General features: G+C 73.7%; 26 protein-coding genes and 1 riboswitch. Of the genes, 13 read left to right on the top strand and 13 right to left on the bottom strand.

Annotation, left to right across the window (positions count from 1 at the left end):
* Positions 1-35: 35 nt before the first annotated feature.
* Genes ACQP1S_RS03150 through ACQP1S_RS03140 form a run of 3 tightly spaced genes read right to left on the bottom strand, consistent with a single transcriptional unit; the run spans position 36 to position 2,795 of the window.
* Positions 36-2,312: a heavy metal translocating P-type ATPase gene (locus tag ACQP1S_RS03150; protein ID WP_432902762.1), complete on the bottom strand. Its 2,277-nt coding sequence runs from the start codon at positions 2,310-2,312 to the stop codon at positions 36-38.
* 14 nt (positions 2,313-2,326) lie between these two features.
* Positions 2,327-2,554: a hypothetical protein gene (locus ACQP1S_RS03145; RefSeq protein ID WP_091244883.1), complete on the bottom strand. Its 228-nt coding sequence runs from the start codon at positions 2,552-2,554 to the stop codon at positions 2,327-2,329.
* Between the two features lie 34 nt (positions 2,555-2,588).
* On the bottom strand, positions 2,589-2,795 hold the full coding sequence (locus ACQP1S_RS03140) for a heavy-metal-associated domain-containing protein (protein ID WP_091244881.1): 207 nt from the start codon (positions 2,793-2,795) through the stop codon (positions 2,589-2,591).
* 93 nt (positions 2,796-2,888) lie between these two features.
* Here ACQP1S_RS03140 and ACQP1S_RS03135 point away from each other — a divergent pair, with 93 nt between their 5' ends.
* Positions 2,889-3,188, top strand: coding sequence for a metal-sensitive transcriptional regulator (locus tag ACQP1S_RS03135; protein ID WP_091244878.1), 300 nt, complete (start codon positions 2,889-2,891; stop codon positions 3,186-3,188).
* Positions 3,189-3,270: 82 nt separating this feature from the next.
* Here the strand turns inward: ACQP1S_RS03135 and ACQP1S_RS03130 are convergent, their stop codons facing one another.
* Both ACQP1S_RS03130 and ACQP1S_RS03125 read right to left on the bottom strand, forming a co-directional pair.
* The gene (locus tag ACQP1S_RS03130) at positions 3,271-3,894 is read right to left on the bottom strand and encodes a DUF305 domain-containing protein (protein ID WP_432902758.1); all 624 of its coding nucleotides are present in this window, start codon (positions 3,892-3,894) and stop codon (positions 3,271-3,273) included.
* Positions 3,895-3,963: 69 nt separating this feature from the next.
* A complete protein-coding gene (locus ACQP1S_RS03125) occupies positions 3,964-4,602 on the bottom strand; it encodes a hypothetical protein (protein WP_432902755.1) in 639 nt (212 codons plus the stop codon).
* A 285-nt stretch (positions 4,603-4,887) separates the two neighbouring features.
* Between ACQP1S_RS03125 and ACQP1S_RS03120 the strand changes: the two genes are divergently transcribed.
* Both ACQP1S_RS03120 and ACQP1S_RS03115 read left to right on the top strand, forming a co-directional pair.
* Positions 4,888-6,231: a YibE/F family protein gene (locus ACQP1S_RS03120; RefSeq protein WP_432902753.1), complete on the top strand. Its 1,344-nt coding sequence runs from the start codon at positions 4,888-4,890 to the stop codon at positions 6,229-6,231.
* 166 nt (positions 6,232-6,397) lie between these two features.
* Positions 6,398-6,529: riboswitch (cyclic di-AMP (ydaO/yuaA leader) on the top strand.
* Between the two features lie 3 nt (positions 6,530-6,532).
* Positions 6,533-7,558, top strand: a complete 1,026-nt coding sequence (locus tag ACQP1S_RS03115; RefSeq protein WP_363674547.1) for a coiled-coil domain-containing protein — start codon at positions 6,533-6,535, stop codon at positions 7,556-7,558.
* Positions 7,559-7,697: 139 nt separating this feature from the next.
* Here the strand turns inward: ACQP1S_RS03115 and ACQP1S_RS03110 are convergent, their stop codons facing one another.
* On the bottom strand, positions 7,698-8,453 hold the full coding sequence (locus ACQP1S_RS03110) for a carbonic anhydrase (protein ID WP_432902750.1): 756 nt from the start codon (positions 8,451-8,453) through the stop codon (positions 7,698-7,700).
* 204 nt (positions 8,454-8,657) lie between these two features.
* Between ACQP1S_RS03110 and ACQP1S_RS03105 the strand changes: the two genes are divergently transcribed.
* From ACQP1S_RS03105 to ACQP1S_RS03080, 6 genes are all read left to right on the top strand, one after another.
* Positions 8,658-8,987 carry a helix-turn-helix transcriptional regulator gene (locus ACQP1S_RS03105; RefSeq protein WP_091244860.1) on the top strand — a complete coding sequence of 110 codons (330 nt, stop codon included), beginning with the start codon at positions 8,658-8,660 and terminating at the stop codon, positions 8,985-8,987.
* A gap of 397 nt (positions 8,988-9,384) precedes the next feature.
* Positions 9,385-9,756 (top strand): hypothetical protein, encoded by a 372-nt coding sequence (locus tag ACQP1S_RS03100; RefSeq protein WP_432902747.1) that lies wholly within the window; start codon positions 9,385-9,387, stop codon positions 9,754-9,756.
* A gap of 181 nt (positions 9,757-9,937) precedes the next feature.
* Positions 9,938-10,735 (top strand): hypothetical protein, encoded by a 798-nt coding sequence (locus ACQP1S_RS03095; RefSeq protein ID WP_432902745.1) that lies wholly within the window; start codon positions 9,938-9,940, stop codon positions 10,733-10,735.
* A 78-nt stretch (positions 10,736-10,813) separates the two neighbouring features.
* A complete protein-coding gene (locus ACQP1S_RS03090) occupies positions 10,814-11,176 on the top strand; it encodes a hypothetical protein (protein ID WP_432902742.1) in 363 nt (120 codons plus the stop codon).
* A 46-nt stretch (positions 11,177-11,222) separates the two neighbouring features.
* Positions 11,223-11,648 (top strand): TIGR03618 family F420-dependent PPOX class oxidoreductase, encoded by a 426-nt coding sequence (locus tag ACQP1S_RS03085; RefSeq protein WP_432902739.1) that lies wholly within the window; start codon positions 11,223-11,225, stop codon positions 11,646-11,648.
* 118 nt (positions 11,649-11,766) lie between these two features.
* A complete protein-coding gene (locus tag ACQP1S_RS03080; RefSeq protein WP_432902736.1) occupies positions 11,767-12,369 on the top strand; it encodes a hemerythrin domain-containing protein in 603 nt (200 codons plus the stop codon).
* Between the two features lie 52 nt (positions 12,370-12,421).
* Here ACQP1S_RS03080 and ACQP1S_RS03075 read toward each other — a convergent pair whose 3' ends face one another.
* The 3 genes from ACQP1S_RS03075 to ACQP1S_RS03065 form a co-directional block, all read right to left on the bottom strand.
* Complete coding sequence (locus tag ACQP1S_RS03075) at positions 12,422-12,652, bottom strand: ferredoxin (protein WP_357887901.1); 231 nt, start codon at positions 12,650-12,652, stop codon at positions 12,422-12,424.
* A gap of 19 nt (positions 12,653-12,671) precedes the next feature.
* Complete coding sequence (locus tag ACQP1S_RS03070; RefSeq protein ID WP_432902732.1) at positions 12,672-13,883, bottom strand: cytochrome P450; 1,212 nt, start codon at positions 13,881-13,883, stop codon at positions 12,672-12,674.
* A 184-nt stretch (positions 13,884-14,067) separates the two neighbouring features.
* Entirely contained in the window at positions 14,068-14,250 is a 183-nt protein-coding gene (locus ACQP1S_RS03065; RefSeq protein ID WP_091244839.1) for an antitoxin, read from the bottom strand.
* A 345-nt stretch (positions 14,251-14,595) separates the two neighbouring features.
* On the opposite strand from ACQP1S_RS03065, the gene ACQP1S_RS03060 reads away from it, so the two are divergent.
* A complete protein-coding gene (locus ACQP1S_RS03060) occupies positions 14,596-15,765 on the top strand; it encodes an AI-2E family transporter (RefSeq protein ID WP_432902729.1) in 1,170 nt (389 codons plus the stop codon).
* Positions 15,766-15,943: 178 nt separating this feature from the next.
* Here ACQP1S_RS03060 and ACQP1S_RS03055 read toward each other — a convergent pair whose 3' ends face one another.
* Positions 15,944-16,600, bottom strand: a complete 657-nt coding sequence (locus ACQP1S_RS03055) for a dienelactone hydrolase family protein (RefSeq protein WP_432902726.1) — start codon at positions 16,598-16,600, stop codon at positions 15,944-15,946.
* Between the two features lie 122 nt (positions 16,601-16,722).
* On the opposite strand from ACQP1S_RS03055, the gene ACQP1S_RS03050 reads away from it, so the two are divergent.
* The 3 genes from ACQP1S_RS03050 (at position 16,723) to ACQP1S_RS03040 (ending at position 17,855) form a co-directional block, all read left to right on the top strand.
* Positions 16,723-17,115, top strand: a complete 393-nt coding sequence (locus ACQP1S_RS03050) for a MerR family transcriptional regulator (RefSeq protein ID WP_432902723.1) — start codon at positions 16,723-16,725, stop codon at positions 17,113-17,115.
* Positions 17,085-17,432 (top strand): thioredoxin family protein, encoded by a 348-nt coding sequence (locus tag ACQP1S_RS03045; protein ID WP_091244829.1) that lies wholly within the window; start codon positions 17,085-17,087, stop codon positions 17,430-17,432. The genes ACQP1S_RS03050 and ACQP1S_RS03045 overlap by 31 nt, the downstream gene beginning before the upstream one ends.
* A 243-nt stretch (positions 17,433-17,675) precedes the next feature.
* Positions 17,676-17,855 carry a hypothetical protein gene (locus ACQP1S_RS03040; RefSeq protein WP_091244826.1) on the top strand — a complete coding sequence of 60 codons (180 nt, stop codon included), beginning with the start codon at positions 17,676-17,678 and terminating at the stop codon, positions 17,853-17,855.
* Between the two features lie 129 nt (positions 17,856-17,984).
* Here the strand turns inward: ACQP1S_RS03040 and ACQP1S_RS03035 are convergent, their stop codons facing one another.
* The 3 genes from ACQP1S_RS03035 to ACQP1S_RS03025 form a co-directional block, all read right to left on the bottom strand.
* Positions 17,985-20,357, bottom strand: a complete 2,373-nt coding sequence (locus tag ACQP1S_RS03035; RefSeq protein WP_432902719.1) for a glycoside hydrolase family 65 protein — start codon at positions 20,355-20,357, stop codon at positions 17,985-17,987.
* Positions 20,354-21,103 carry a beta-phosphoglucomutase family hydrolase gene (locus ACQP1S_RS03030; protein ID WP_432902716.1) on the bottom strand — a complete coding sequence of 250 codons (750 nt, stop codon included), beginning with the start codon at positions 21,101-21,103 and terminating at the stop codon, positions 20,354-20,356. The genes ACQP1S_RS03035 and ACQP1S_RS03030 overlap by 4 nt, the downstream gene beginning before the upstream one ends.
* 138 nt (positions 21,104-21,241) lie before the next feature.
* Positions 21,242-21,553: a hypothetical protein gene (locus tag ACQP1S_RS03025; protein ID WP_091244816.1), complete on the bottom strand. Its 312-nt coding sequence runs from the start codon at positions 21,551-21,553 to the stop codon at positions 21,242-21,244.
* Positions 21,554-21,620: the final 67 nt, after the last annotated feature.

Here is a 21,620-nt window from a genome sequence, read left to right as displayed (position 1 = left end):
CACCCTTTCCCGCAGAACTGACGTGAACCTCTTGATCAACGCGGCTGGTCGGTGGGGAGGGTGGCGGAGCGGAAACGGCGGAGGCGGAGGCTGTTGGCCACCACGAAGATCGAGGAGAAGGCCATCGCCGCGCCGGCGATCATCGGGTTGAGCAGGCCGGCGGCGGCCAGTGGGAGGGCCGCCACGTTGTAGGCGAACGCCCAGAACAGGTTGCCCTTGATCACCGCGAGGGTGCGCCGGGAGAGCCGGATGGCGTCCACCGCGGCGGTCAGGTCACCCCGGACCAGGGTCAGGTCGGACGCCTCGATCGCCACGTCGGTGCCGGTGCCCATGGCCAACCCCAGGTCGGCCTGGGCCAGGGCCGGGGCGTCGTTGATCCCGTCGCCGACCATGGCGACCGTCCGGCCCTGCGCCTGGAGCCGGCGGACGACGTCGACCTTGTCGGCCGGCAGCACCTCGGCGGTCACCTGGTCGATGCCCACCTCGGCGGCCACCGCCCGGGCGACGGTGACGTTGTCCCCGGTGAGCAGCACCGGAGTGAGGCCCAACTCCCGCAGGCCGGCGATCGCCGCCCGGCTGGTGGGCCGGACCACGTCGGCGACCGCGAGGACGCCCCGGGCCCGCCCGGACCAGCCCGCCACCACCGCCGTACGACCGGCGGCCTCCGCCTCGGCCACCGCCCGCACGACCTCCCCGGGTACGTCCAGACCCCGCTCGCGGAGCAGCCCCGGTCGCCCGACGACGATCTCGTGGCCGTCGACGGTGCCGGTGACGCCCAACCCCTCGGCGGCGGCGAACCCGGTGACCGGCGGCAGCACGCCCACCTCGGCGGCGCCCGCCGCGACGGCCCGGGCGATCGGGTGCTCCGAGCCGGTCTCCACCGCCCCGGCGAGCCGGAGCAACTCGGCCCGGTCCTGCCCTTCGGCGGGACGGACGTCGACCAGGGTCATCCGGCCGGTGGTGACCGTGCCGGTCTTGTCCAGCACCACGGTGTCGACCTGCCGGGTGGACTCCAGCATCTCCGGCCCCTTAATCAGGATGCCGAGCTGGGCGCCCCGCCCGGTGCCGACCAGCAGCGCGGTCGGGGTGGCCAGACCGAGGGCGCACGGGCAGGCGATGATCAGCACGGCCACCGCGGCGGTGAAGGCGGCGGTCGGGCCGGCCCCGCTGCCCAGCCACCAGCCCAGCGTGCCGACGGCCAGCACGATCACGGCCGGCACGAAGATCCCGGAGATCCGGTCGGCCAACCGCTGCACGGCGGCCTTGCCGGTCTGCGCCGCCTCCACCAGCCTGGCCATCTGGGCGAGCTGGGTGTCCGCACCGACCCGGGTGGCGGTGACGACCAGCCGGCCGGCCGCGTTCACGGTGGCACCCGCCACCGGGTCACCGGGTCCCACCTCGACCGGCACCGACTCGCCGGTGAGCATGCTGGCGTCGACCGCCGAGGTGCCCTCCTCGACCCGCCCGTCGGTGGCGATCTTCTCGCCCGGTCGGACCACGAACCGGTCGCCCACCACGAGCCGGTCGACCGGGATCCGGGTTTCCGTGCCGCCGCGCAGCACGGCCACGTCACGCGCGCCGAGTTCGAGCAGGGCCCGCAGGGCCGCACCGGCGGTCCGCTTGGACCGGGCCTCGAAGTAGCGGCCGGCCAGCAGGAACACGGTCACCCCGGCGGCGGCTTCCAGATAGATGTTGCCGGCCCCGTCGGTGCGGGTGATGTCCAGCCGGAACGGGTGGGTCATCCCGGGCATCCCCGCGTCGCCGAGAAAGAGCGCCCAGAGCGACCAGCCGAACGCGGCGAGGGTGCCGAGCGAGACGAGGGTGTCCATGGTCGCCGCGCCGTGCCGCAGGTTGGTCCAGGCGGCCCGGTGGAACGGCAGCCCGCCGTACGCCACCACCGGGGCGGCCAGGGTCAGCGACAGCCACTGCCAGTAGGTGAACTGCCAGGCCGGCACCATCGCCAGCACGATCACCGGCACGGTCAGCACGGCCGACACCCGCAGCCGGGTACGCAGCGCGGTCAACTCGTCCACCGGCCCACCGGTCGGTGCCGCCCCGGTGGGGGCGGGCGGTGGCGGCACGACGGCGGTGTAGCCGGTCTTCTCGACGGTCGCGATCAGCTCGTCCGGGGTGATCGCGTCGGCGTACCGGACGGTGGCCTTCTCGGTGGCGTAGTTGACGGTCGCCTCGACGCCGTCCAGCCGGTTGAGCTTCTTCTCGATCCGGGCGGCACAGGACGCGCAGGTCATCCCACCGATGGCGAGTTCGATCAGGTGGGGTGCGGTGGGCGGGTTCGTGGTGGGTGGGGTCATCGGGGCGCCTCCGGTCAACCGTGGGTGTGACCGGCCCCGCCGGTGCCGGTCACGGTCGGCGTCGGGTCGGTGGTGGGGTCAGGGACGGCGGGGCTCCGGGTGGGCTCCGAAGTGTGCGCGGGGTCGTGGCGGGTCTCGGCGGGCGGGCGTACGGGGCCGGTCAGCTGGCCGGCCCCGTACGTCGCGCCGAACACCACCGCGAGACCGAGGGCGAAGCCGCCCAGTCTGGTCGCCGTGTTCATCGGTCACCTCGGTTTCCGGTGGGCCGAGGGCCCGTCACGCCTCGACGAGGTCGTAGCCGGCCTCGTCGACGGCGGCGCGCACCGACCCGGTGTCGAGCGGACGGTCACTGGTGACGGCGACCCGGCCGGAGGCCAGGTCCACCTGGACGTCGGTGACGCCGTCGAGGGCACCCACCTCGCCGCTCACCGCGTTGACGCAGTGTCCGCAGGTCATGCCCTTCACCTGGTAATTCGTGATCATGCCGCGCTCCCTCCCACGCTCCACCATACCCCCCAGGGGTACGCTTCCCGGCGACAGTAGCATACCCCCCAGGGGTACGCTATCGTGGTCGCCATGACCACACCGAGCACCCCGGTCCGGGGCTACACCGCCAGCAAGGATCAACTGCTCGCGCGGCTGCGCCGGGTGGAGGGGCAGGTCCGGGGCATCGAGAAGATGGTCGACGACGACCGGTACTGCATCGACGTGCTCACCCAGATCTCCGCCGTACAGGCCGCCCTGGACAAGGTCGCCCTCGGCCTGCTCGACGGCCACGCCCGGCACTGCATGCACGAGGGGGCCGCCGAGGGCCGGGCCGACGAGATGGCCGCCGAGATGATGGCCGCCGTCGGCCGCCTGATGAAGCGCGGCTGATCCACCCCCGACGGGTGGACGGGAGCGCCACGGCGGGAGGACCGGTCGGGACCGGCCCACCCGCCGCGCGCCGGGACGGGGGTCAGCGCCGGGCGAGGATCTTCCGCATGGTGTCGATCTCGCCCTGCTGGCTGGCGACGATCTGCTGGGCCAGGGCCCTGGCCCCGGCGTGCCGGCCGTCCGCCAACTCCTGCCGGGCCATGGTGACGGCACCCTCGTGGTGGGCGACCATCATGGTGAGGAACCGGCGGTCGAAGTCCCGACCGGTCGCGCCCTCCAGCCGGGCCAGGTCGGCGTCGGACATCATGCCCGGCATGCCGTGGTCCGTCCCGGGCAGGTGACCACCCGCCGGGCCGTCGGACGGGACGGGCCGGCCCCACCCGGTGAGCCAGCCGGTCATGGTGGCGATCTCCGGGGCCTGGGCGGCCCGGATCTGCGCGGCCAGCCGGGAGACCTCCGGATCGGCGGCCCGGCTCCCGGCCAGCTCCGACATCCGTACCGCCTGCTGGTGGTGCGGGATCATCATCTGGGCGAACACCACGTCGGCCGGGTCGACGGCGGAAGCGCCGGCCGATGCGGCCCCGGCGGCCGGACGGCCGTGACCGCCGTCGGTGGGGTGGCCACCGCCGCAGGCGGCCAGGGCGACGACGGCGGTGAGAGCGACGCCGGCCAGGGCGGCACGACGCGCGAGGGTACGAGTGGACACGAGCGACCTTTCGGTGGGCGGATACGTACGCGACGGACGGTGGACGCGGCCAAGCCGCACCCGGGGGTCCTATCTGCGCAGTACCGACACCGTGGCGAGCCGGAGCCGGAGCGGGCGGGGTGGCGGGGCACGCGGCTCCCGGGGTCGCGACGGCGGGCGGGCCACCCCGGCCGGCCGGGACCGGACGACGAAGAGCAGCACCAGCACCGTCACGGTGAGCGCGCCGAGCACCGCCAGGCAGACGCTCCACGCGGTGGGTGGTGGGCCGGACGGCCCGGCGGGCAGCGCCACCGCGCACCCGTCCCCGCACCCGAGGTGGAGAGCCGTCACCGCCGCGAGCCGTACCGGACCGGTCAGGTCCGGCCGGTCCGTCACCGGCACGGCGGACGTCTGCCCGGGGCGGTCGGTGGACGTCCGGTCCGGGCCGCCGACCGGGGTGTCGTGCCCGACGGAGGTCCGCTGGGCGCGGTCCGCCGAGGTGCCGTGGCCGGCCGGACGACCGTCGGCACGGTGGCCGCCGGTCAACTCCGCGTGGTGGCCGCCGGCCAGCTCCGCGTGGTGGCCGCCGGTCAACTCCGCGTGGTGGCCGCCGGCCAGCTCCGCGTGGTGGCCGAGAGTGTGCATCGCGGACAGCCCCAGCAGGGTGCCGACGAGCAGCAGCAGCCGCAGCCACCGCCCGGTCGTCGTCGCCGTCCTCGCCCGCCGCACGGCTCCACGCTAGCCGTCCCGGCGGGCCGGGACAGCGGGGTCACCGACATCGGGACGGACCAGGCGCGGCGGTGGGGGTGCCCCCGCAGCGGTGGGCGGGAGACCGCGCGGCGGTGGGCGTGCCCGCGCGGCGGTGGGGCATCGAGCGCCGCCCCCACCAGCACCTGGGCGGCGCGGCGCGACCCGGGTGCTGGCTACCATCGTCCGACGACCCGCCGCCCGCAGATGAACCGGTTGGCCGGCTGACACGTATCCCGTCCCGGATCGTTGGGAGAACTCGCACACATGGGCGCCGACCACACCCGTCCCGCTCCGTCCACCCCACCCCGGGTGCGGCGGATCCTCGTCATGACGGTGGTGCCGCTCATCGTCGTCACGGTGGTCGCCACGCTGCTGCTCTGGCCGGGCGAGACCCCGCGGATCGACCAGGGCGACCAGGTGCCCCGCTACCACGGCACGGTGACCCGGGTGGTGACCGAGCCGTGCCCGCCCGCCCCGCAGACCCCCGACGGCCCGTCGGGGGTGGCCGACGGGCCGTGCGGGACGGTGACGGTCGCCGTCACGCAGGGGCCGGACAACGGTGGGCAGGTCGAGACACCGGTCCCGTCCGGGCCGGGGGCGCCGACGGTCGCGGTCGGCGACGAGGTGGTGCTGGTCGCGTTGGCCGACCCGAGCGACCCGTCGGTGAGCAGCTACCACATCGCCGAGCACCAGCGGGGCATGCCGTTGCTCTGGCTGGTCGCCCTGTTCGCGGCGGCGATCGTGGCGTTCGGCCGGCTGCGCGGGCTGGCCGCCCTGGCGGGTCTCGGCGCCAGCTTCGCCATCCTGCTGACCTTCGTGGTGCCGGGCATCTCCGCCGGGGGCGCGCCGCTGCCGATCGCGATCACCGGCGCCGCGCTGATCATGTTCGTGGTGCTGTACCTGACCCACGGGGTCACCGCGCAGACCTCGGTGGCGGTGCTCGGCACGCTGGGCAGCCTGGTGCTGACCGGCGTCCTGGGCACGCTGGCCACCGCCGCCACCCACCTGACCGGGTACGGCAGCGAGGAGGCCACCACGCTGTCGATGTACCAGCGTGACGTGGACCTGCACGGCCTGCTGCTGGCCGGGATCATCATCGGTTCGCTCGGCGTCCTGGACGATGTCACGGTCACCCAGTCGGCCACCGTCACCGAGCTGGCGCACGCCAATCCGGGGTTGTCCCGGTTGCAGCTCTACCGGGCGGCGACCCGGGTCGGTCGGGCGCACATCGCCTCCACGGTCAACACGATCGTGCTGGCGTACGCGGGGGCCTCGCTGCCGTTGCTGCTCCTGCTGACCGCCGACAGTCGACCGGTGGGCCAGATCCTCACCAGCGAGTTCCTGGCCCAGGAGATCGTCCGCAGCGCGGTGGCGACCCTGGGCCTGGTGGCGGCGGTGCCGCTGACCACCGGGTTGGCCGCACTGGTCACCACCGCCGGGCGCGGTCCCGCCGACGCCGACGCCACCGGGCCGACGCCCACCCCACGGCCCGCCCCCGACCGCGCCGAGGCGCTGGAGGCGCTGAGCGCGCCCCGGCACGGCGAACCGTCCACCCCGGCCCCCGCACGGTGGCCAGACCCGGAAAGGAGCACGGACCCCGCATGGTGACACTGCGCTGCGTGACCGGAGGCGAGGTCGCGATTGTCGGCCGCATCACTGGTCACCCGTTGTTATCGGAAAAATACGCATTTTGCCGGGTTGTGACCGTAGATCCCCGGTACGACTCTCGGGTAACCTCGCTGCCGGTCACCGCCGAAGGCGCCCACCGGAGCCAGCGGTACCACCGCCCAATCGCCGTACGGCGAGCCGGGGAACCGAGCACCTGGGGTGAATCCGCGCCAGCGGTAGGGGCCACTTCCGTCCCGAACCCGTCAGCTAACCCGGTCGGCGGTCGACGGAAGGGACAACTGTGACGGCACCCCTACGCCACTGGTGGACTCCGGTGGTGGCCGTACTCGCCGCCCTGGCGATCGTCGCCGGGCCGGCCGCCGCCCCCGCGGCGGCCGCACCCACCCCGCCCACCCCCTCGGGGCACGAGGAGGACGACGAGCCGAAGCTGCTCACCGACGTCATCGAGGCGACCAACCGGGAGTACTCGGCGGCGAAGAGCCGGCTGGAGAAGTCCAAGAAGCGCCAACTCGAGTACGCCATCGAGGTGGAGAAGGCGGAGCAGGAGTTGGCGGCGCTGGCCCCGCAGGTCACCGAGATCGCCGCCCAGTCGTACCGGACGGGTCGGGTCGGCGCGGTCGCCGCACTGCTGGAGAGCGACGCCCCGGACACCTTCGTCCGGCGGGCCGCCGCCCTGGACGAGCTGAACATGGTCAACGCCGGCAAGCTGGCCGAGGTCAACAAGGTCAAGGCGCGGGCCGAACAGGCCAAGCTCGCCGTCGACACCGAGGTCCGTGAGCAGCAGAAGCAGACCAACCTGATGGCCAAGAAGAAGACCGAGGCCGACAAGGCGCTGGCCCTGGTCGGCGGGCGGGGCTTCACCGGTGGCCTGGTCGACGCGACGTCCCCGGTGGCCCGCATCGCCCCGGGCCAGACCGCCGACGGCGAATGGCGCGGCGAGTCGTGCAGCGAGAACGACCCCACCACGTCCGGCTGCGTCACACCGCGCACGCTGCACATGTACAAGGAGGTCAAGCGGGCCGGCTTCAGCCGGTTCGTCGGCTGCTACCGCCCCGGCGGGCCGTGGGAGCACCCCAAGGGCAAGGCGTGCGACTGGTCGTTGCAGAAGAGCGGCTTCAGCCCGTGGCACAACAACGACACCCGGATGTACGGCAACAACCTGGCCGCGTTCCTGATCCGCAACGCGGACCGGTTGGGCATCTACTACGTGATCTGGAACCGGCAGATCTGGTTCCCGGCCAACGGCTGGAGTTCGTACTCCGGACCGTCCAACCACACCGACCACGTCCACGTGTCGTTGCTGTAGCCGGACATGATCGACACGGTGGCGTCGCTGATGCGGTATCCGAGACCCCTGAACACCGCATCATCGCCACCGGCGAGTTGATCGCGCACCACGCGAAGGCCGCCCGGTCCAGCCGGGCGGCCTTCGTCGTGACCAGGTCTCAGCCGGCGACGGTCGCCGGCTCGCCGGTCGCCGGGACAGCGGACCCGACCGGCCCGGCGTCGACGCCCGCCAGCGCCCCAACGGCACCGGCCGTCGGCCCGGCAGGCCCGGACACCGCGGCGGTGAGCGTGGGCGCCTCGGCTGCCGGAGCGTGGGCCGGGGCCACCTGGCGGACCTCACCGGCGGCGAGCCGGTAGGACATCCCGACCACCGCACACCGCCCGGCGGCCACCTCGGCGGCGATCACCGGGGAGTTGCCGAGCAGCACCTCGACGGTCTGCGCGATGTGGATGTCGACGATCCCGTCGATGTCGTGCACCCCCTCCTGGGCCGCCCGGCGCAGGCTGGGCCCGACGGCGGCGACCACCGAGTAGAGGTGCCCCGGGGGCTGGGTGCCGGTGCGGGCGGCGTCCCGGGCGGCCTGTACCGCCCCGCAGGAGTCGTGCCCGAGGACCACCACCAGCGGGGTGCCGAGGATCGTCACCGCGTACTCGACGCTGCCGAGCACCTCCGGCCCGGCGGTGTGCCCGGCCGTCCGGACCACGAAGAGATCACCCAGACCCCGGTCAAAGATGATCTCGGCGGCGAGCCGGGAGTCGGAGCAGCCGACGATCACGGCGAAGGGATGCTGGCCGTCGGCGACGGCGGCCCGGTGGCCGGCGCCCTGATTGGGGTGGCGGGGCTCCCCGGCGACGAAACGCCGGTTGCCGGCAGACAGCTCGGCCAGCGCCTGGGTCGGAGTGATCGGGGCCATTGCCTCACCTCGGTCCGGAATCGCACCTGGTCACGCCGGCCGGCGGCGACGACGGCCGTGTTCCCACGGTCACACGCAGCGAAAGGTACGTCAAGATTTCGTGATACACGTTTCAGGCTTCGGTCGGAACGATGTCGACGGCGGGTCGAGACCGACGGCCAGACCCGACGGCCGACGACGGGCCTCCCGGGGACGCGCCATACGATGACCGTCATGGCGACGACAGGCGGCACCGGGAGCACCCGGAACTGGACGTTCCTCACCAACCACGGTCACGTGCTGCTCGCCATCGCCCGCAACCCCACCGCCCGGCTGCGGGACGTCGCCGAGGAGGTCGGGGTGACCGAACGGGCCGCCCAGGCGATCGTCGCGGACCTGGAGACCGGCGGCTACCTGCGGCGTACCCGGGTCGGTCGGCGCAACGAGTACACCATCAACCCGAGCGGCCACTTCCGGCATCCCGCCGAGGCCGACCGCCACGTCGGTGACCTGCTCGCCCTCTTCACCCCGGACCACGCCGACCACGACGCCTGAGCCGACGGCCCGCCCCGCCCCGGACGGGTCTGGACGGGCCGTCGGGTGTAGACGGGGACGGGCCGTCGGTTGCCCGACCGCTCACCGGCCACCGCGCGAGACAGCACCGCCGCGCGAGACAGCGGCCCGGCCGCAGCGACCTGACGACGCACTCCCATGGCGTCTCCTCCGGTCGGTCGGTTCCGGCGCGGCAGGGCGTCGCGCCGTCGGCGAAGTGCCCCGACCGGTCGGCGGGAAACTGACGGCATTCTCATCCCCGTCGATGCATCCAGGAGCAGGTCAGCGGGCGCATCCCGGAGGGGAACGGTCCGTCCACAGGGCACACCGTGGCCCGGGTCACTGGTCCGGTCGGGTCACCGACGCTGCGCGGACGGTCGACGGGGGATAGGTTGGACGGGTGATCCGCGTAGCTTCCACCCCGCCCGTCTGGGTGTCGAGGCTGCGCGACCTGACCCGGCTGGCGGTCACCGCGCTGGTGCTCACCGTCGGCCTCGGCGGGCTGTTCGCCGCCGCCGGTGGCCCGGCCGCCGCCGCCCGACCGCCCGTGGTGACCTCCCGGGTGGCGACGCTACCGGCCGACACCCGGCCCGGGGACGACGGGCTCGTCGACACCCGCGCCGGGCACGAGCGGCTCACCGAGGAGCACGCCCGGCCGCTGCCCGCCGGCTCCGCCCACGAGCCCACGGTACGGCCCGCCGCGCGGGTCGACGTGGCGACGCCAGACCCGGCCCGGGACGCCACCGGCCGGCGCGGCCCGCCCCGGGGCTGAGCGGCGCGGCACCACTCGGTGCCCGGCCGGCCGTCGCCGTCCGTCCACTCCCGACCGCGACCCGGCCCGAAGCGAGCCGGTCCGATCCGGACCGGTCCTCTCCGGACCCGCCGCCCACAGCTCCCGCCCCCTGCCGGGCTCCCGTCCGTCCACATCGTTGTTCCACCGTGAGGTGCTGGTGATGCAGACCGTCTTCTCCGCCGTCCTGCCCGACGTCCCCGCCGCCGCCGTCATCTGGCTGATCCTGCTCGCCGTCGCGGCCGTCGCCGTCGCGGCCCTGGTGGTCCGTCCCGGCCGGCTGCGGCTGGCGGTGGCCGGCCGGTTCCGGGAGGCCGCCCTGCCGACCGACCCGGACCGCGCCGAGCAGGACCGGGAGCACACCCGGTACGCCGGGGAGGTCGCCGTGGCGGCCGACCGGGCGGGCGCCACCGCCGGCCGGCTGCGCGCCGAGTGGCTGGCCGCCCAGGACGAGGTCGAGTCGGCCTGGACGACCCTGGAGTCGGCCGAGGCGCACCTGCGCCGGCTCGTCGCCGCCGCGGCCATGCCGCTGCCGCACACCGGCCAGACCCCGGCCGAGTACGCCGACCGGGAGCGTTGGCTGCACCGGGCCGCCGTGGACGCGCACCGCCGGGGCGACCTGTCGGACGCGCAGCTCGACGACGTCTTCGCGCACCGCGCCGGTTGGGACCCGCGCCGGCACCCGGTGGAGCAGGAACTGGTGCTGCGCCGCGCGACGCGGGACCACCTGGCGGCCCGGCACCGGGCGGCGGTAGCGCGGGAGCAGGCGGCCTGGCGGGCCGCCGACATGGCCGGTGCGGCGGCGCGCAGCCTGCGGGACGAGGCGTTCGCCGCGCGGGACCGCCGACCGGAGCGGGCCGAGTCGGTGCTGCCGATGCCGGAGAGCCCGCGCCCGTCGACGGAAGCCACCCGGGAGAACACCGTCGTGGCACGCGGCCGGGCCGCCGTCGCCGCCTACTGACCCGACCACCACCGCTCGACCCGCCGGGTCGGCGACGCAGACCGGCGCGGCGGGCGGGGCTGGGTTAGCGTTGCGGACATGTCCCGGGAGATGTGGGCGCTCGTGGTCGTCGGCGGCATCCTGGCGCTGGCGACGTTGGTCGGCGCGGTCCTGCTGGCGGTACGGGTGATCCGTACCCGACGGCTGCTCGGCTCGCTCGGCGTCGGCGGCAAGGTGGCCTTCTACGGCGCGCTGATCTACACGGTCCTTCCGGTCGACGTGCTGCCCGACCCGATCTACCTGGACGACATGGGTGTGCTGGCCGGGGCACTGATCTACCTGGGTCGCCTGGCCCACCGCCGCCGGGCCGCCGATCGGCCGCCGCCCGGCCCCGCGGGGACGCTGCCCGACGGCTCGGGCACCGCGCCCGGCCAGGGCCAGTCCCGCCAGATCGTGTCATGATCAGGGCTGAGCCGGGGCGATGCCGGCCACGGGACGGGGAACGGACATGGCCGGCAGGCATCGGTTGGGCCCGTACGACGAGCGTGTCCTCGCCTTCTGCCGGGAGCGGCACCTGGCGACGCTGACCACTCCGCGTCCCGACGGCACACCGCACGTCGTACCGGTCGGGTTGACCTACGACGCGGCGGCCGGGCTGGCCCGGGTGATCACCTCCGGTGGTTCGGCCAAGGCCCGGTACGTCGCCGCCGCCGGCCCGGCGGGCGTCCCGGTCGCGGCCTGTCACCTCGACGGCCGCTGGTGGCTGACCGTCGAGGGGCGGGCGGTACTGCGCACCGGCCCGGCGGCGGTGGCCGAGGCGGAACGCCGGTACGCCGAGCGCTACCGCCAGCCGCGTCCGAACCCCGAGCGGGTGGTCATCGAGATCACCGTGACCCGTCTGCTGGGCTCCCTCCCGCCCGCCGAGTCCGCTTAGGACCCCGCACCGCCGGGGTCCGGCACCCTCCCATCGACGGCGGTGGGTTCGGGTGGCGCCGGGCGGGTACAGGCCCCGCCAGGAGCCGATCCGTCCGCAACCGGTAAGGGGCACCGAGATGAGCAACGCACAGGCCGCCACGGGTCAGGACGTCGTGGACATCCTGACCGCCGACCACCACGAGATCGAGGCGATCTTCGTGGAGCTGGAGACCGGACAGGGCACCGCCGAGCATCGTCGCCGACTGGCCGACGTGCTGATCGCCGAGTTGGTCCGGCACGCGGTCGCCGAGGAGATGTACGTCTACCCGACCGCCCGCCGGGCGTTGCCCGACGGCGATCAGCTCGCCGAACACGAGATCGCCGAGCATGCCGCCGCCGAGCGGACGCTGAAGGAGCTGGAACCACTGGAGCCGTCCGACGTCCGCTTCGCGCCGCTGATCTCCCACCTGACGAAGAGCATCCGGCACCACGTGAAGGAGGAGGAGGCGGAGCTCTTTCCCCGGTTGCGGGCTGCGGTGGCCCACGAGGAACTGGTCGAGCTGGCCGACCGGGTGCAGGCGGCGAAGCGGCATCTGCCGACCCGCCCGCATCCCGGCGCTCCGGACCACCCGCCGGCGAACCGGCTCTTCAACCCCGGCACGGGTCTGGTGGACCGGATCAGGGACACGCTGAGCGGGCGGCCCACCACCATGGCGGAGCTGCACGACGACCAGGGTTGAGCGGGGGCGGTGGCCGGCTCCGGGTACCCCGCCGGAGCCGGCCACCGCCCGGTCACGGTTCCGGGGCGATCCGGCTGTCGTCCGCGGCGTCGGACACCACGATCGCCTCCATCGGACAGGACTCGGCGGCGTCCAGCACCGCGTCCGCCGGGTCGATCCGCTCGGCCAACGGCCGGGACAACCCGTCCACCAGTACGAAGTGGGCCGGGGCGTAGCTCGCGCAGATCCCCGCCCCGATGCACCGGGTCGGGTCCACGTGCACCCGCCAGCCGTGCTCCCCCATCTGCCCTCCGCCTTTCCGTCTACCAGCTGACGGGCAACGCCGTCAGACCCCGGACCAACAGGCCGCTCTTCCAGGTGAGCGCCGACTCGGGCACCGCCAGCCGCAGGCCCGGGGTACGGGCCAGCAGCGTCTCCAGGACCACCTGAAGCTCCACCCGGACCAGTTGGGCGCCGATGCAGTGGTGCGGGCCGTGCCCGAAGGCGAGGTGCGGGTTCGCCTCCCGGTCGAGGTCCAACCGGTCGGCGTCGGGGAAGACGCTCTCGTCCCGGTTGGCCGAGGGGATGGAGACCAGCACCGGTTCACCGGCGCGGACCAGCACCCCACCGAGTTCGATGTCCTCCAGGGCGTACCGGGGGAACGCGGAGCTGGCACCGAGCGGGATGAAACGCAGCAGTTCCTCCACGGCGGACGGCACCAGGGCCGGCTCGGTGAGCAGCCGCTGCCAGACCTCCGGCTCGGTGAGCAGGACGTAGACCAGGTTGGGAATCTGGGTCACGGTGGTCTCGTGGCCGGCGGCCAGCAGCCCCGCCGCCAGGTGTACCACCTCGTTCTCGGTGAGCCGGTCGGCGTTCTCGTCGCGGGCCCGGACCATCGCCCCGAGCAGGTCGTCGGTGGGGGTCACCCGCCGCTGGGCGATCAGGCCCGCCATGTACGACAGCAGCTGGTCGAGGTAGCTCTCCGCCACCTCCGGCCGCAGCGAGGTGGTCGACACGATCGCCTCGGACCAGGTGTGGAACCGGTCCTGGTCGGCGACCGGCACGCCGAGCAGGTCGCAGATGACCTGGATCGGCAGCGGGGTGGCGATGTGGGCGACCAGGTCGGCCGGCGACCCGGCGGCAATCATGCCGGTCACCAGTTCGTCGGCCAACTCCCGGGTGCGCGGGCGCAGTTCCTCGACCCTCCGGGCGGTGAACGCCTTGGCTGCCAACCGGCGCAACCGGCTGTGCTCGGGCGGGTCCATCCCGATGATGCCGACATCCCGCTGATAGGGGACGCTGCGCGGCTCGTCCCGGCCGACGGCGGCGGCCCGACTGAACCGGGGATCACCCAACACGGTGCGCACATCGGCGTGCCGGGTGGCGAGCCAGGCCGGCTCCCCGAACGGGAGTTGCACCCGGACCAGCGGCTCGTCGCGGCGCAGCCCGGCGAAGCAGGGGTCGACCTCGAGCCGGTTCGGCTCGCTGAACGGAAATGGCCGGGCCTTCGTGGTGTGCGTCGTCGTCTCGGTCACCGGGGATGCTCCCTCTCGTCGACGGCCTGCGGAGTCGCGGGCCGGTCCACCCGCATGACCCAACAGTGAGTCATGCCATGACTGCGGATGGTAGCGAGAGTCCTCGATGGTTACCAGAGGTGATCAGTCCTTGACACAGTACTGCCGGGCCACCCCGTTCGGGGGACCCGGCAGTGGGAACCGCTCAGCGACCCTGGTCGCCCTCACCGGTGCGCGCCTGGGCCGCGTCGACACCCTTGTCGATCTGCTCGTCGTACTTGCCGCCGGTCCGCTTGTCGGCGTAGTCGCCGGCCTTGTCCAGGCCCTGATCGACCTGCTTGTCGTGCTTGTCGGCGAAGTCCCTGGCCTTGTTCATGAAATCGCTCATGATGTCCTCCTCGTCGTCGGCCTGTTGCGTTCCCCGACCACCCGGGCGCAAACACCGCGGCGCGCGCCGCAGCACGACGGCAGCAGGCGGGCCGGAGCGGGGGGCCGACCGGACCACGAAGGACCCGGCGCGACACCCCGCTGAACGGCGCGACAGGACAGTTCAGGCGACACCGCGCGGGCAGCACCGCGCGGGCGGCACCGTGCCGGCGTCGTCCGGCGGGGCGTTGCCGTCCGGGTGCGACCGTCCTGAGCGGAACCGACCAGCCGGCACGGCGTTGAGCCACCGGGTGTCGATGTCGACCGGGTCGGGTATCGACCCCGCCGAGACCGAGGAGGATCCGACGTGGTCGAGGACGGTACCGGGCGTACGCCCGAGGTGACGGCCGCAGGCGCCCGCCCCACCCCACGGCAGGCCTGGGTGACGCTGCCCTGGCTGGTCCGCACGGCGGTGGTGTGGAGCGCCTGCCTGGTGGTCGTGGTGTCCGGGTGCTACCTGCTGGGCAAGGTGGCGGTGCTGCTGGCGCCGCTGGCGATCGCCGTGGCGGTGACCCTGTTCCTCACCGCGCTGCTGGACCCGGTGCTGCTGGGTCTGCGCCGGTTGCGGGTGCCGGCCGCGCTGGCCGCGCTGCTGACCGTCCTGCTGCTGCTCGGCGTGCTGGTCGGGGTGGGGGTGCTGGTGTGGAACCTGACCGCCGCCCAGTTCGGGGAGCTGAGCCAGCAGCTCGACGAGGGGCTGCAACGCTCCCGCGACTTCGTCACCGAGACCCTGCCGGTCAGCGACGCCCAGCTCGACAAGCTGGTCCAGCAGGTCCGCGACGGCCTGGGCGGCAGCGCCCCGGACCCGGTCGGCGGGGCCCGGACGGCGGCCGAGGCGGCCGGCTCCGCCCTGCTCGCCCTGGTGCTGCTGTTCTTCCTGCTCAAGGACGGCCGGTCGATGTGGCACTGGGTGCTGCGCCGGATGACCGGCCCGAACCGTACGGTGACCGCCGAGGCGGGCCGGGCCGGTTGGCGCACCCTCGGCTCGTACAGTCGGGGCACGATGCTCATCGCGGCCATCGACGCGCTCGGCATCGGGCTGGCGCTGGTGCTGCTCGGGGTGCCGTTGGCGCTGCCACTGGCGCTGATCACCTTCCTGGGCGGCTTCGTCCCGATCATCGGGGCGACGGTGGCCGGCGCGGTCGCCGTCCTGGTGGCGCTGGCCGCCAACGGCCCGACCACGGCGCTGCTGGTGCTGGCGGCGGTGATCGCCGTCCAGCAGATCGAGGGCAACCTGCTGGAGCCGTTGGTCATGAAGCGGCAGGTGCAGCTGCACCCGGCGGTGATCCTGGTGGTGGTCACGGCGGGCACGCTGATCGCCGGCATCGCGGGGGCGTTCGTCTCGGTGCCGATCGCGGCGGTCGCCTACCGGGTGGTCGACACCGTCCAGCGGCACCGGGAGCAGGCCGCGTCGACCCCGCCGGCCTACCGCCCGCACCACCGCCACGACGACGACCCACCCGCCACCCCGACCTGACGCGCCCAGCGCCTTTGCGCACCCGCCAAGATCGTCGCAAGGGGGGCGATGTAGCGGTGTCCGAGCCCTCGGGACACCGCTACATCGCCCCCCTTGCCTGTCGGCCTCCGCCCGAGGACGGCCGGGCCGAGGACGGCCGGGACGGAGTCGGGGCGTGACCGGGCGGAAGGGGTCGCCGTCAGGCCGGGACGGGGAGGTGGTGGGTGAACCACCCGGCAGCGGCGTCGGCCACCTGGTCGAGCGTGCCCGGCTCCTCGAACAGGTGGCCGGCGCCGGGCACCACGCGCAGCTCGTACGGGGCGACCAGCACCTCGGCGGCCTGCTCGTTCAGCGTGATCACCTGATCGTCGAGCCCACCCACCAGCAGCAGCGTCGGCGCGCGGACCTCGGACAGGGCGGGGCCGGCCAGGTCGGGCCGGCCGCCCCGGGACACCACCGCGGCGATCCGTTGCGGACGTACGGCGGCGGCCACCAGGGCGGCGGCGGCACCGGTGCTCGCCCCGAACAGGCCGATCGGCAGGCGACCCAGCGCGGGTTCGGCAGCGAGCCAGTCGACGACGCCGGTGAGCCGACCGGCGAGCAGGTCGATGTCGAAGCGCAACTCGGCGGTACGGGCGTCGACCGCGTCCTCCTCGGCGGTGAGCAGGTCCACCAGCACGGTCGCCAGCCTCCGGCGCTGGAGCACCCGGGCCACCGCCACGTTGCGCGGGCTGTGCCGGGAACTGCCGCTGCCGTGGGCGAAGAGCACCACACCCACGGCGTCGTCCGGGCCGTCGACGTCCGCCGGCAGCCTGGCGTCCCGCAGCGACACCGTCGCCTCGGCGCGTACCCCCATGTGGTGCTCCTTCCGCTCGTGCGGTCGCTGGCGGATACCCGCCCGGTGGCCGCTCTCACCCGTTGCCTTGACACCGGCGACAAGGTCTAGCGTGACGCCAGGAACTCCGCCGGGGAGGTCGGATGCTGATCGGTGAGCTGGCGCAACGGGCCGGCACGAGCACCCGCACGCTGCGGTACTACGAGACGCACGGGCTGGTCCGGCCACGCCGCTCGGCCAACGGCTACCGGGTGTACGACGAGGCCGAGCTGCGGGTGGTGCACGAGATCCGGGCGCTGCTGGCGGTCGGCTTCGGCCTCGACGACATCCGGCCGTTCGTGGCCTGCCTGCGGGCCGGCCACGCCTCCGGGGACGTCTGCCCGGACTCGGTCGCCGTGCTGCGTCGCAAGCTGGCCGAGGTGGACGCCTACCTCGACCGGCTGGGCACGGTACGGCGGCAGCTGCACGACCAGCTCGCCCAGGCCATCATCCAACGGGAGGAAACATGCCTCAGGACACGGCAGCGGGACGGCTGACCGCCGTCACCGACGCCACCTTCGCCGACACGGTGCTCGCCGCCGACCGGCCGGTGGTGGTCGACTTCTGGGCGGACTGGTGCCCGCCCTGCGTCGGGACCTCCCGGCACCTCGCCGAGTTGGCCGGGGAGTTCGGTGACCGGCTGCGGGTGGTCACCGTGGACACCGACGCCAACCCCGCCACCGCCCGCACGTACGGGGTGATGTCGCTGCCCACCCTGCTGGTGTTCGTCGGCGGCGAGGTGGTCGGCTCGATCGTCGGCGCCCGACCGAAGAACCACCTGCGGCTCGCCTTCATCCGGCACCTCGACTCCTGACGACCGGACCGGACGGCCGGCGTCGGCTCGCGGCGGCGGAACGGAGCCGCCATCGGCCCCGACGGGCACCGCCTCGGTCACGGAGGCGTCGATCGCGGCGGACGTCGGGGTGCAGGGCATCGTGGTGCGGGATGTCGGGGTGCGGGGGTCGGGGGGGTGGGAGGCCGTTTGCGGGGGCGTCGGGCGGGAAGACGCGCGGGACACCGGCGCAGCCGCGCCCCGCACGGATCACGAGGTGTAGCCATGGCCAAGCGGAAGGCACGTCAGCAGACCCGGACCATCGAGCAGGACCGCCCCGAACAGGACGCCGAGCGCGGTCCCGACTGGGCGGACGAGGCGGCGCAGGCCCGTACCCCGGACGATCCGCGGGCGGTCGCGCCGCGCGACGCCGGTGGCCGCCCCTCCAACGGCCCCCAGTTCTAACGCCGGCCGACCGGCCCGACGCTGCGGCCGGCAGGTGTTGTGAAGATTTGTTGTCGCTCTAGCGACAACAAATCTCCACAACCGGGCTGGGCCACCGGTCAGCGGGGCCCCGCCTCGGGACGGGCGGGATCAGGCGCGGGACTCCGGGAGGCGGAGCAGCGGGGCCCGGCCGGGCGGCTGTTCCGGCGCGGGGGCCTGCTCGTGGGTCTGCGGCACGGGCACGGTCACCGGCGCGGCGGCGGTGACCCGGACGGTCTCCCCGTGGTGTCGCAGCTCCACCGCCGTGCCCGGGCCGCCGTTGCGCAGCGAGTAGGTCGTCTGGTGCGGCCGGACGTCCACCCGCAGCCGCATCGACCGCCACTGCAACGAGAACTCCAACCGGCTCAACCCGCTGGACAGCCGGGGCGCGAACGACAGCTCGCCGTCGTGGTCGCGCAGCCCGCCGAAGCCGGCCACCAACGCGATCCAGGCCCCCGCCAACGACGCCATGTGTACGCCGTCGCGGGTGTTCTCGTTGAGGTCGTGCAGGTCCATCAGCGCGGCTTCCCGCAGGTAGCTGTGGGCCAGTTCGGGGTGACCCACCTCGGCCGCGAGCACCGCCTGGGTGCAGGCCGACAGGGACGAGTCCCGCACGGTGCGCCGCTCGTAGTAGAGGAAGTTGCGCAGCTTCTGCGCCTCGGTGAAGGCATCCCCCCGCCAGTGCATCGCCAGCACCAGGTCGGCCTGCTTGACCACCTGCTTGCGGTACAGGTCGAAGTACGGGTAGTGCAGCAGCAGCGGGTACTTCTCGGCCGGGGTGCGGGCGAAGTCCCACTCCTGGAGCCGGGTGAAGCCTTCCACCTGCTCGTGCACGTCGAGGTCCCCGTCGTACGGGACGTGCATGGCCTGGGCGGCGTCCCGCCACTCGGCCGCCTCCTCCTCGGTCACCCCGAGGTCGAGCGCCTCGTCGCGCAGGCGCATCGCGCAGTCGGCGGCGGTGAGCAGGTTCCGCTGCGCCATCAGGTTGGTGTAGATGTTGTCGTTCTTGACCGCGGTGTACTCGTCGGGGCCGGTCACCCCGTCGATGTGGAACCGGCCGTCGCGGTCGTGGTGGCCCAGCGAGCGCCACAGCCGGGCGGTCTCCACCAGCAGTTCCAGGCCGATGTCCCGCTCCAGTTGCTGGTCGCCGGTGACCAGGACGTAGCGGCGCAGCGCGTCGGCGATGTCGGCGGCGATGTGGAAGGCGGCGGTGCCGGCCGGCCAGTACGCCGAGGACTCCGGCCCCTCGATGGTCCGCCACGGGAACGCCGCCCCGGCCAGGTTCAACGTACGGGCCCGCTCCCGGGCCTTCTCCAGCGTGGCGTGCCGCCAGTACAGGGCGTCGCGTACCGCGCCGGGCTGGGTGTACGTCAGCACCGGCAGGACGAACATCTCGGTGTCCCAGAAGGCGTGCCCGTCGTAGCCGGGGCCGGTGAGCCCCTTGGCGGAGATCGGCCGACGCTCGGCCCGCGCCCCGGCCTGGAGCACGTGGAACAGTCCGAACCGGACCGCCTGCTGCACCTCCGGGTCCCCCTCGACCCGGACGTCGGCGGCGTCCCAGAACTCGTCGAGGTACGTGCGCTGTTCCCGGTGCAGCCCGTCCCAGCCGGTCAGCCGGGCGGCAGCGAGCGCCGCGCCGACCTGGTCGCGCAGCGCGGGCAGCGAGCGCCGGCTGGACCAGCCGTACGCGAAGTACTTGACCACCCGCATCGTCTCGCCGGGCTGGAGCACGCCACCGATGGTGGTCCGGACCCAGTCCTCGTACCCCTCGGACTCGATGGTGGTCTTGCCCGGGGCGTCCACGTCGTGCCCCATCCCGGCGGCCACCCGCAGCCCGCTGACCTTGGTGCGGTGGATGAGCAGCCCGCCGTCGTCGGTGGTCAGCTCCTCCTCGGCTTGCAACGGCGACTCCAGCACGGCGGCGACCCGGGGGTCGCGGCTCTGCGCCGGCAGGCTCTCGTTGGCGACCAGCTCGGACTGGAGGATGAGCCGCAGCGGGCCGCTGACCGCCTCCACCTCGTAGTGGATCGCGGCGACCGACCGCTGGGTGAAGGAGACCAGCCGGGTGCTGCGGACCTTCACCTCCCGACCGGCGGGCGACCGCCAGTGCATCTCCCGGTAGAGGGTGCCGCCCCGCAGGTCGAGGACCCGTTCGTGGCTGATCAGCTCGCCGTAGCGCAGGTCGAGGGGTTCGTCGTCGACGAGCAGCCGGATCAGCTTGCCGTTGGTGACGTTGACGATGGTCTGCCCCGACTCGGGGAAGCCGAACCCGGCCTCCGCATACGGCAGCGGACGCAGCTCGTAGAAGGAGTTCAGGTAGGTGCCGGGCAGCCCGTGCGGCTCACCCTCGTCGAGGTTGCCGCGCAGCCCGATGTGACCGTTGGAGAGCGCGAAGACCGACTCGGACTGGGCCAGCACGTCCATGTCGAGGCGGGTCTCCCGGATGTGCCAGGGCTCGACCGGATAGGCACGTTCCCGGATCATGCGGCCGGCCCGGTCAGCAGGTCGGCGAGGTCGGTGACGACCACGTCCGCGCCGTGGGCGCGCAGCTCGTCGGCCTGGCCGGCCCGGTCGACACCGATCACGTGCCCGAAGCCACCGGCCCGGCCGGCGGCCACCCCGGCCAGCGCGTCCTCGAAGACGGCGGCGTCGGCGGGGGCCACGCCGAGCAGCTCGGCGGCGGCGAGGAAGGTGTCCGGGTGCGGTTTGCCGCGCAGCCCCTCGGCGCGGGCGACCAGCCCGTCGACGCGTACCTCGAGCATCGGTTCCAGGCCGGCGGCGGCGACCACGTCGCGGCAGTTGGCGCTGGCCGAGACCACCGCGCGGCGCAACCCGGCCCGCTCGGCCGCCTTCAGGTAGGCCACCGAGCCCGGGTACGCCTCGACGCCGTCGTGGTGGATCCGGTCGAGCAGCACGACGTTCTTGCGGTTGCCGACCCCGTTGACGGTGTCCGCGCCCGGCGGGTCGTCGGGGCTCCCCTCGGGCAGCACGATCCCGCGCGAGGCGAGGAAGCTGCGCACCCCGTCGGCGCGGGGTCGGCCGTCGACGTAGCGGTGGTAGTCGGGGCCGGGGTCGAAGGGGCGGAACGGCTCCCCGGTGGCGCCGGCGCGCTGGCGCAGGAAGTCATCGAAGGTCTGCCGCCATGCAGCGTTGTGAACCTTGGCGGTCTGCGTCAGCACACCGTCGAGGTCGAAGAGGCAGGCGGTCACATGAGCAGGTAGCCCCAGCACGGTACGAATCTATCCACCCGGCCGAGCGGGCAAACCTCTTTCTGGCCCGCCACGCGGGCAGCGGTGCGGGCGCCCGGGCGGCAGGGGCCCACCCGACGACGCCGGACGCCCCCCCGCCGCGCTCGACGAGCGGTGCCGTCAGTTCAGGTTGTAGCAGTAGAGCTGCACGTTGGCGGTGTAGTAGTAGTCGCTGATCTTCGTGCTGTAGCTGGAGGTCGTGCGACAGTCGAGGAACGTGTTGAAGCCGCCCAACTGGGCCTTCCACTTGGCGTCGTTCTCCGCCGACCAGATGGCGAACGAGGCCGAGGAGCCCGAACCGTAACCCGTGTACCAGCCGAACGCGTTGGCTCCGGCGGCGTCGGCGGACGCGGGGGCCGCACCGGCCAGCAGGGACACCGCGGTCGCACCGGTGACGGCGGTGGCCGCGAGGATCTTGCGGATCGCGCGCATGACAGCTCCGTTCTGCGTGAGGGGATACCTGAAGCCTCACAAGAATCTATACGGGTGTCAATATCTT

The sequence above is a fragment of the Micromonospora matsumotoense genome (genome assembly GCF_050951065.1).
Taxonomy (GTDB): domain Bacteria; phylum Actinomycetota; class Actinomycetes; order Mycobacteriales; family Micromonosporaceae; genus Micromonospora; species Micromonospora matsumotoensis.
The sequence above is the reverse complement of the archived record's forward strand: the minus strand, read 5'-3'. Positions and strand labels throughout refer to the sequence as shown.